8 protein-coding genes are annotated in these 5,906 nt (G+C 25.3%); 2 read left to right on the forward strand and 6 right to left on the reverse strand.

What is annotated here, in order from left to right:
- Positions 1-245 precede the first annotated feature (245 nt).
- Together RH99_RS17410 and RH99_RS17415 are read left to right on the forward strand one after the other, a co-directional pair.
- Complete coding sequence (locus RH99_RS17410; RefSeq protein WP_010241318.1) at positions 246-809, forward strand: hypothetical protein; 564 nt, start codon at positions 246-248, stop codon at positions 807-809.
- 415 nt (positions 810-1,224) lie between these two features.
- Positions 1,225-1,812 (forward strand): C39 family peptidase, encoded by a 588-nt coding sequence (locus tag RH99_RS17415; RefSeq protein WP_010241319.1) that lies wholly within the window; start codon positions 1,225-1,227, stop codon positions 1,810-1,812.
- A 515-nt stretch (positions 1,813-2,327) separates the two neighbouring features.
- On the opposite strand, the gene RH99_RS17420 is transcribed toward RH99_RS17415, so the two are convergent.
- From RH99_RS17420 to RH99_RS17445, 6 genes are all read right to left on the reverse strand, one after another.
- Complete coding sequence (locus RH99_RS17420) at positions 2,328-3,143, reverse strand: hypothetical protein (RefSeq protein WP_010241320.1); 816 nt, start codon at positions 3,141-3,143, stop codon at positions 2,328-2,330.
- Positions 3,144-3,280: 137 nt separating this feature from the next.
- The gene (locus tag RH99_RS17425; protein ID WP_010241321.1) at positions 3,281-3,475 is read right to left on the reverse strand and encodes a helix-turn-helix transcriptional regulator; all 195 of its coding nucleotides are present in this window, start codon (positions 3,473-3,475) and stop codon (positions 3,281-3,283) included.
- Positions 3,476-3,488: 13 nt separating this feature from the next.
- Positions 3,489-3,785: a hypothetical protein gene (locus RH99_RS17430; RefSeq protein WP_010241323.1), complete on the reverse strand. Its 297-nt coding sequence runs from the start codon at positions 3,783-3,785 to the stop codon at positions 3,489-3,491.
- 162 nt (positions 3,786-3,947) lie between these two features.
- Complete coding sequence (locus RH99_RS17435; protein WP_010241325.1) at positions 3,948-4,181, reverse strand: hemolysin XhlA family protein; 234 nt, start codon at positions 4,179-4,181, stop codon at positions 3,948-3,950.
- 36 nt (positions 4,182-4,217) lie between these two features.
- A complete protein-coding gene (locus RH99_RS17440; protein ID WP_010241326.1) occupies positions 4,218-4,433 on the reverse strand; it encodes a hypothetical protein in 216 nt (71 codons plus the stop codon).
- Positions 4,434-4,999: 566 nt separating this feature from the next.
- The gene (locus RH99_RS17445) at positions 5,000-5,575 is read right to left on the reverse strand and encodes a hypothetical protein (protein WP_010241328.1); all 576 of its coding nucleotides are present in this window, start codon (positions 5,573-5,575) and stop codon (positions 5,000-5,002) included.
- Positions 5,576-5,906 lie beyond the last annotated feature (331 nt).

Here is a 5,906-nt window from a genome sequence, read left to right on the forward strand (position 1 = left end):
ACACGTAGTATGATTTGGTATCTAAATACTGATATATGTATAAAATAAAAGTAAGAATTAAGTTTACATATATAGATTTACATAACATTATTACTTTATCCTATTCATAGTAAATCAATAAAAACAAATATAAGGCATATGAAAATAAATAATAAGTCAAAGATACGACGTATATTTTGAATCATACAATTTAATAATAAAAATTCATGTAACCACATTAATAATTTAGAAAAGAGGTAGAATGTATGAAAGGTAAAATTGTTAGAAAAAATTATACAACAAAGGCGGACATACATTTTGGAAATTTAGGGGAATATGCTTTTACTTACAATGGAATAGATTATCATGTAGGTGATATTGTTTTTATTATAGATAGTTTTTTTATAAAAAGAACAACTTTAGTTGTGAAGGTTGAACAAGGTTATTATGTATATGGGTATCCTGGAACTTTAAATGGATTTATTCACAAATGTGATATTCTTAAGCTTCGTATAATTAAAAAATACACCGAATTAGAGAATAATAATTATATTGATGGGTTTACTATAAAAATTGACAATAGTGATGTGGAAAATTTATTAAAAAACACTAGTGCACAAATTAAAGAAATGCTTACAGTAAAAGATAAACTTAGCTTAGTAGAATTATCTATAAATTCATTATTATCAAATTTTAATAATTTAAGTACATCTGAAAAAATCAAGTTACATGAACTAGGAAAGAAATACAGTATTCTATATGAGATACTGAAAGATCAAGAAGATATGAAAATAGTTAACAAATTTAAAAGAGAAGCACAAAGTAAATAATTTACTTTTTCTTATTGATTTTATTTTACAATCAGTATATTATCTTATAAATAAAGTTAAAGAGAAATAAAATCACACAAAATAAACACAATTATTTTATATTCACACCACATTTCAATGCTATTATTTAAATATAGTAATACTAGATATTACTTTTGAAGCTCTATTTATTGTAAGATAAGCCTTATGTTCCCCCAAAAAACATAAGGCTTATCTATTTTTTGTAAAACACCCATACCTCCTAGCTGTTTCTTCCATACTGTTGTATTTATTTTATTCAAAAATGTGATATATTTTTATATCTTAACGAACTACCTATAATTTTTGTATAAATCATTATATCAATAATAAAAATTTTTATATAATATATAATAACGAAGTTTAAAAATTCAAATAATTCGAGGTTATAGTAAAAATGAAAACACCATTAGGATATCAAATTACAGAATATGATTGTGTTCCAACAACTTTTATAAATGCTTTAAAGTATCTATTTGAAAGAGATGAAATCTTCCCGGAAGTTATAAAAAATATTTATATGTATAGTTTAGATACCTATAATAGAAACGGAAAATTAGGTGGAAATGGCACATCATATTTTGCAGTAAAATTAATAAGTAATTGGCTAAATGAATTCTCTAAATCACATAATTTAAAGATTCAATGTGAAACATTAGAAAGTGAGGAAATAAATTTAAAATCTGATAGCAAAATTTATGAGTGCTTAAACAACAATGGAGTTGCTGCTATAAAAGTTTATTTTGATAATCCAAATATATATCATTATGTCCTACTCACGTCTATTGATGATGATTATGTATATGTATTTGATCCATATTATAGAAAAAGAAATTTTAAAGATAGGGAAATAGAGATTATAGTAGACAAATCAAAAATTTATAATAGAAGAATAAGTAAAAGTAGATTTACAGAAGAAGAAAAAATTTTTTATGCTATGAGTTTTGTGGAAGATCGAGAATGTACTTTGCTATATAAATTATAGCTGAAAAATAAAAAAATACAATCTCCATATTATTCCATGAATATTAGAGATTGTATTTTAAAATATAAGATGTTTATAGGTATAATTTACTGTTCATAGGCTTTTCAACAGACTCAACCGTCTTAAACCCCTTACTGAGCTGCCATTCTAGCTTTATTTTTAAGTCTAAGTTTGTCTGCAATCATTGCTATGAATTCAGAATTACGAAATATTGCAAGATAAACAATTATATATGTAAAGCCAGTTTTCTTGGTACTTTCAAGTCCTATTTTCTTAATATTTATTGGTATTCAGTTTTTTATTAAATACACATTAAAAATGTAATTTATTGATATTTTTATTCTAACACTATCATGAATAAGAAGTAAAGACTTTTTAAGATTTTTTTACTTTTTACAATATTTAATTTAGATATTTTTTATATACACATCTTAAATACTCTAAAAAATAAAGATAGTATCAGGAAGAAAAAAATAGTGCCATATTTGACACTATGATTTTTCAACTAATATATTTTATTTTAAATCATTAATTTCTGATTGGATTTCACTTACTTTATTTCTAGCTGCATCAACTTTAGATGTATCAGATTGATATGTCCATTGTCCATCCATAAACACTCTCACTTTTGTATTTTGTGCATTATTTAACTCTTGTTGTGCATGTATTTCTTGATTATGTAAGTCTAATAATAAAGCTTGTTTAGATTTTTCCGCCTGCTGACGTTCTTGCTCCTGCTGTGCTTGTTGCTGTCTTTGTTGAGATTCTTGCTTTGCCTTCTGTTCTTGTTCTCTTTTATTTGCTTCATCAACTTGGTCTTGAATCCATTGTTTTTTAGCATCTTCAATTTGTTGATTTTTCTGTTCTTGTTCTTTCTTTAAATTTTCTGCTTGAATTTCTCCTGACACAAAATTCTTTTTAGGTTGCTGTTGTTGTGTAGTTGGCTGTGTTTGTTGCTGACTATTAGTAGATGATGTTTGAGTTTTATTTTGATTATCACTTGCTTTAGTAGTGTTAGTAGTAGCTGTATTATTCGGTTGAGGTTGTACACTATTATTTTGAGATGATGTAGCATTTGTGGTATTTGTATCATCCGTAGCATTATTTGTGGTATTGGTATCAACATTATTACTTGTAGAATTATTTACCGCATTATTAGTATTTAATTTGGGTGTAACAAGATTATTTTTTTTAGTAATATCTTGATTTCCACTATAATATTTTGTTGAAATAAAATAACTACCCAATCCTAATATTGCTAATAAAACTATAAATCCATGAATTAATACTTTTTTATTATTCCAATTAAATATTTTCTTTAAGAGATTCATATTAACACTTCCTTCACATATTAAATAAAAAATTCATATTTACATTATAATCCTTAATATGTACAAGTATCAATTACTTCTTCATTATTCCTGATAAAAAGTCAAAAAATGGGGTATCACATTTCTGGCAACACCCTTTAACTATCAAGTATAAATAATTCTTCTACTGTAGTGTTTAATAATTTAGCAAGTTTCATGGCCAATTCAAGTGTAGGATTATATTTCTCATTTTCAATTGCATTAATAGTTTGTCTAGTAACTCCCAAAGTATTTGCTAAATCCTCTTGTCTATATCCTAATTGTTTTCTTAGTTTTTTTATGTTATTTTTCATCTTTATCCCTCTTTTACTTTGGAAAAAAATGAGCAAGTATGCCCACAATTAATACAACTAATATAACTCCTATAAAATATCGAATGATAGATTTACGTCCATCCATATCATCCATTTTCCATCTTAAAATTTGAGTAGTACAGTAATAAATTGCAATTTCTATGTTTAAGATATAAAAAGGAAGTGTCAAAGTATGTGTATGAATGAAATTATAAATAGACCATACAAGTAAAGCTATATTAGTAAAAGTGCCACTCCATTTTATCGCTTTTAAATTAATGCTCATTTCCATTTCGTCCATTTTTTTCATCAAATCATCTCCTAAAATGTAAAATATTTTTTACATTTTTATTTTAACAATAATTCAAATAAAATGTCAATAGTTTTTTACATTTCATCATTTAAATTCTTGTAAGACGTAATAAGTAAAAAGTCGAAAAAAATAGGCAATCTAAGGTTTCCCTTAAACTGCCTATTTCCAATTAAATTTAATTATTGCTCCTACAATAATAACAATAACTGCTCCGAGTCCCGTTCTCCACAGCCATTTTATATTATCTTTAATTTCTGTTATATCTTTGGCATTTTGTTTACTTTCCGTATATGCTTGTTCTGCTTTATCCTTTAGACTTGTAAAATCATCTAATTTTGTTTCGATACGGACTAATCGTTCGCTAATCTCCTGTATCACATCATTGTTTTCCATATAGCCACCTCCTAAAAAAGTATAAAAAAATAACACCTAATTAGTTGGTGCTGCTGGTGTTGGATTTAATTTATTATTAATATAAGTTTCTATAGCAGTAACATGTGCTAATAAATCTTCATCCATTACTACAAAACTTTCCTTAACATTATTCTTTGTTATATTTCCCTCTGTATCTATTACTGCATAAGCGTAGGTTAATATTTTTCCTACATCCTGTGTTATTACTGCATAACCTGTTTCTTTATTCATTATCATTACCTCCCTAAAAATTTAATAAATTATCAGCTAAATTTATATCTTTCAATAAAATATCTGCTAAATCTGAACTACTATGTTTATCCAATAATTTTGTTATATCATCATTGGTAGTTTTCTTTAATAAATTCTGTTTTACGCTGTCAGCATGATCAAATCTTATATATTCAAATCCACGTCTTTTAGCTACAATCTCGCATGAAAATTCTATATCTTTATCTGTTGTAATAATAAAATACCCTTCATATTTTTCTATCTTATAATTACTCTTAAATCTATAACAGCCTTTAACCCCCTATATTTGATCATGATTGTAACGCTCCAACATGGTGAAAATGTAGCTTTTAAAAAAATAGTCTAAGCATAATATTTTTGTATTGTGTAATAAAAAATATCGCAAATCTATTCTTATTTATGAATAGTGCGATATTCTAATTTAGTATTAAATTTAATATTCAATAGAATCATTAATTTAGTTAAATTTACTATTCTGCATCCTCATATTTTTCAACAAGTTCACGTGCCTTACTAGCTTGAATTATTTGAGTTTCAGATTCAATTTAATATATTTCATAACTACCTGTATATAAATTCAAACAACAGAAGCATTTTGGAAGCCAAACAAAGACTTTATAAAAATTTTTTCCGGTATTTATTTGGCTTTGTTGCATATCTTTAACAGCTTTTGTTATCATTTTATCATCTGCATAAATATCTGAAAAAATAAACAAGCAGTTTCGCTTAAAATACCTATATCCTTTTCTATTCAATTTTTTTAATTTTTTATTAAAAGCTGATAATATTAAATCAAATGAATCTGTGCCAACTTTTCCAGACAAAATACCTCCTTCTAGCTTACATCCACATTTTTTTATTTTTTCCAATGCTCTAGTTACATTACGAACCTTATTATAAGAAATCCTACTATATAAATTTTCTGCATTCATTTGATCTTTATCCCTTGCATTGGTAACTTCTATTCCATATTCTCCATTTTTCGTTTCTAAATCTGGCTTATCTGTTATTTCTAAATTTAGAAATTCTTTAGGATAAAGTTCTTCAAGCACAACCTTTGCATAACATTCATAATAATCTTTGTTTGTATGGTCCGGTAGTGGTTCATTCTTATTAATCATATTTATTACTCTCCCAATGTTTTTATATTAATAATTATTATAATATATTTACCAACATCACACTATTCAACTTTGAAAGTACAATTTTGTCTATCTATTAGTTCGTTAAATAATCAAAGTTTGAACAAACTATTTTACAAATAATCTTACTTCATGAGGTTATCAACTTTTTCCTCAACTCTTAAGAATTAATATCCATCATACTTTTATAATTATAACTATTCTATACCTAATAAAATCTATATTTTAATAGCTATTTTTATACCATTTAATATGATAATTTACTTTTTCTAATTGATTTCATTTTATATATAGTGTATTATTTACCTAT

Origin of the sequence: Clostridium arbusti SL206, assembly GCF_000246895.1 — a bacterium.
Taxonomy (GTDB): domain Bacteria; phylum Bacillota; class Clostridia; order Clostridiales; family Clostridiaceae; genus Clostridium_I; species Clostridium_I arbusti.